The sequence below is a fragment of the Acinetobacter lwoffii genome (genome assembly GCF_022809915.1).
Taxonomy (GTDB): domain Bacteria; phylum Pseudomonadota; class Gammaproteobacteria; order Pseudomonadales; family Moraxellaceae; genus Acinetobacter; species Acinetobacter lwoffii_M.
On sequence record NZ_JALGQY010000064.1, the window covers coordinates 1 to 3534 of the forward strand.

At 42.6% G+C, this 3534-nt stretch carries 3 protein-coding genes and 1 tRNA gene; 3 read left to right on the forward strand and 1 reads right to left on the reverse strand.

From position 1 onward, the window contains the following. Positions 1-33 precede the first annotated feature (33 nt). Complete coding sequence (locus MTX11_RS16240) at positions 34-1320, reverse strand: GGDEF domain-containing protein (protein ID WP_243475591.1); 1287 nt, start codon at positions 1318-1320, stop codon at positions 34-36. A 152-nt stretch (positions 1321-1472) separates the two neighbouring features. Here MTX11_RS16240 and pyrC point away from each other — a divergent pair, with 152 nt between their 5' ends. The 3 genes from pyrC (at position 1473) to MTX11_RS16255 (ending at position 3247) form a co-directional block, all read left to right on the forward strand. Continuing rightward, positions 1473-2507, forward strand: a complete 1035-nt coding sequence (gene pyrC / locus MTX11_RS16245; RefSeq protein WP_243475592.1) for a dihydroorotase — start codon at positions 1473-1475, stop codon at positions 2505-2507. Beyond that, positions 2492-3151 carry a ribonuclease T gene (rnt, locus tag MTX11_RS16250; protein ID WP_004279557.1) on the forward strand — a complete coding sequence of 220 codons (660 nt, stop codon included), beginning with the start codon at positions 2492-2494 and terminating at the stop codon, positions 3149-3151. Before pyrC ends, rnt begins: the two co-directional genes overlap by 16 nt. Positions 3152-3171: 20 nt before the next feature. After that, positions 3172-3247, forward strand: a tRNA-Glu gene (locus MTX11_RS16255). Positions 3248-3534 lie beyond the last annotated feature (287 nt).

The following is a 3534-nucleotide window of genomic DNA, read 5'->3' on the forward strand; positions in this document are numbered from 1 at the left end:
TTGAATTAAATAATTTTGCTGATTACTTTAAGATCAAATAAATTGTACGTTTTTTGATTTATGACGGAAGTCTACTGAACGAATGGACTGATAATAAATCTGATTGCGTCCAAGCTGTTTGGCGCGGTATAGCGCCTGATCCGCGATTCCCAATAAGGCGTCTTTATCAATATCATCTTCACCACGATAGACGGTAATGCCTAAACTGATGGTGATATATTTCGCAACCGAGGATTTTTCATGTGGAATTTCCAGACGGTCAATCGCCTTAAAAATATTTGAAGCCACTGCATAAGCACCATGTGCATCTGTTTCTGGCAAGAGCACTACAAACTCCTCCCCACCATAACGTGCGACAAAGTCCATATGACGGATCGCATTTTTGATGGTTTTGGCAATAGTCGAAATGACGTCATCACCTTTCTGATGCCCATAAAAATCGTTGTAATTCTTAAAGAAATCCACATCGATAAACAGAATCGCTAATGCCGTTTCTTCACGGCGTGCACTTTCGAAATGCACTTGCAGCGTCTCATCAAAAGTCCGTCGATTGGAAATTTTGGTCAGTTCATCGTACTGACTCAAATGTAATAATTCGTTGGTATGAATACGCTGGATCTGCTCACTGATTCTGGCGCGAATGCTATAGAGAAAAATCACACGTTCACGGGCAAAAATCATATGGCTAATCACATAACCCAGCAAGCAACTTCCAATTAAAATCCGGCCAAAAACCATAGGATTAAATTCAACTGAAAGACTAAACAATACAAGAATAGTAGTTGCCGCAGCGAGTAATCCGGTGACCAGCATCTGAATCGGCTTAATACCGGTCAGAACATAACCCAGGATATATACGATCGTGACTATCGCCATGGATTGATGCTGCAAGGCATCAGTTTTAATCGACATGGTGATACATGAAATTGACACCTGTACCCAGAATACCAACAGCATCGAAGCCTGAGGAAAAAAGCGCTTGATCTTGGGTAAGCACGAGAACATATAAAAGATAATTAGCGACACGCCGCCATTGAGCAAGCCCAACATACACAGGACAAAATCATGTACGAAATATTCTTTGCTGATGCTCCAGTAATCTGTGGGAATCATCACCACCAAAAAAAGGAAATAGGCTAGTACTCCAGCCCACACATATTTTTCGACATGTTTGCGGGCGCGTTCCAGATTTTTGGTCCAGAATTCTTGTTCCAGATTTTGAGGGAAGACCGGGCCTACACGCTGGCTTTGCCGTGTAATCAGTTGTTCTATGTCTTCTTTATCATCTTGCAATTTCGCTAGATTGTACTTGTATTCCATTGCCAAGTATTTATGTAATTTTTTTATTAATTTTAAAATAACATACTTTTTAAAATTAATTTATACATATCCCTTATTTTGTAGCGCTTTCTCGTTACCATTTTTACTATAGATGGATTATCATTTGTTTTATTTGTTCGACTGAATTTGCCTTGAATACGATTACGATTCTCCAGCCAGATGATTGGCACGTTCACCTGCGTGATGGTTTAGCACTTCAACGTACCGTTCCCGATTTAGCCAAGCAGTTTTCTCGCGCCATTTGCATGCCAAATCTGGTGCCACCCGTTAAAACTGTCGAAGAAGCCAATGCCTACCGTGAACGTATCATGGCACATGTGCCTGAAGGGGTAAATTTCGACCCGCGTATGGTGCTGTATTTCACTGACAACACCCCGGCAAGCGAAGTTAAAAAGATCAAAGAATCTGCGCATGTCAATGCCATCAAGCTCTATCCTGCGGGTGCGACCACCAACTCCGATAGTGGTGTGAGCGATATGAGCAAAGTCTACGGCGTAATTGAACAGCTTGAAGAACACCAAGTGCCTTTATTGCTACATGGTGAAGTGACGCATAATCATGTCGATATTTTTGACCGTGAAAAGCGTTTCCTGGATGAAGTGCTGGCTCCCTTACTCAGACAATTTCCCAAGCTGAAACTGGTGCTCGAACACATCACCACCAGCGAAGCAGCAAACTTTGTACTTGAGCAAGACCGTAATGTCGCTGCAACCATTACGCCGCAACATTTATTGTTTAACCGCAATGACATGCTGGTTGGTGGGATCAAGCCGCATTTCTACTGCTTGCCGATTTTAAAACGTCAAACGCATCAGCAAACTTTGCTGGAAGTCGCAACCAGCGGTAATCCTAAATTTTTCCTGGGAACAGATAGCGCGCCGCATTCAAAAAATGCAAAAGAAAATGCGTGTGGCTGTGCAGGATGTTATAGTGCGCCGACTGCCATTGAGCTGTATGCTCAGGCATTTGATCAGGTGGGTAAAATTGAACGCCTGGAAGGTTTTTCCAGCCATTTTGGTGCAGACTTCTATGGCCTGCCACGTAATACCAATACCATTACCCTGGTTAAAGAAGATCAAGTAATCCCTGAAAGTTTAGACTATCTGGATGGTGAACAGATTATCCCACTGTATGCTGGTAAAACCATTCAATGGAGAAAAGTGTGACAAATGAAACGCTCCCAATCATTGGTCAACGTTTTCGTGGATTCTTACCTGTAGTTGTCGATGTCGAGACTGCAGGTTTTAATGCGCAGACTGATGCATTGCTGGAAATTGCGGCCATTCCGATTGTTTATAATGAGGAGGGTCAATTTGTGCCGGGTCAAGCTTACCATGCACATATCAATCCTTTCGAAGGGGCAAACCTCGACCGACGTTCGCTGGAGTTTATTGGGATCGATCCTTCTAATCCAATGCGAATCGCCATGGCCGAAGATGAGAAAACTGCACTCAAGCGCATTTTTAAATCGGTGAATGAAGTGCGTCGCCAGCAAAATTGTACCCATGCAGTTTTAGTCGGACACAATGCACATTTCGATTTAGGTTTTCTTCAGGCCGCGATTGCCCGTACCGGGACCAAAAACCAGAACCCGTTTCATAGTTTTTCTGTCTTCGATACAGTGACTTTAAGTGCGGTGATGTTTGGTCAGACTGTACTGGCGAAGTCCTGTATCCAAGCTGGAATCGAGTTTGATGGTAAAGAAGCCCATTCTGCATTATATGATACGCAGAAGACCGCTGAACTGTTTTGCTATATTTTAAACAAACTCGCACCTCACCTGCTTGACACTCTGGTGGCGGATCAATAAGATACCGCCATCTTCTAAACGTCCCTATCGTCTAGAGGCCTAGGACATCGCCCTTTCACGGCGGTAACCGGGGTTCGAATCCCCGTAGGGACGCCATCTATTTTTTCTCTTCTTTATATTTCTTTGATCAGCATCTTAAGCTGCTCAAGTCCTACACTTTTATCAATTAATTAATGAAAATAATTCTCATTACCATTGATTACCTACTCTAAGTTAATGATAATCACTTCTATTATCTTTCGCAGATTTAACCCTTCTCATGCGTTTTGCTTATTCCCCACTTTCTATTGCGGTTCTAACAGCTTTTGATCCTAGACAAAATAATGGACAGTACTTCCCTCTAAAGATAACGTAACGTTAACTTTGGAGATCCAAGAAATGGC

Bases quoted from the DNA above. Each gene is read 5' to 3' on its own strand.
- rnt (WP_004279557.1), top strand. From the start codon at position 2,492: ATGGAGAAAAGTGTGACAAATGAAACGCTCCCAATCATTGGTCAACGT.
- MTX11_RS16240 (WP_243475591.1), bottom strand. From the start codon at position 1,320: ATGGAATACAAGTACAATCTAGCGAAATTGCAAGATGATAAAGAAGAC.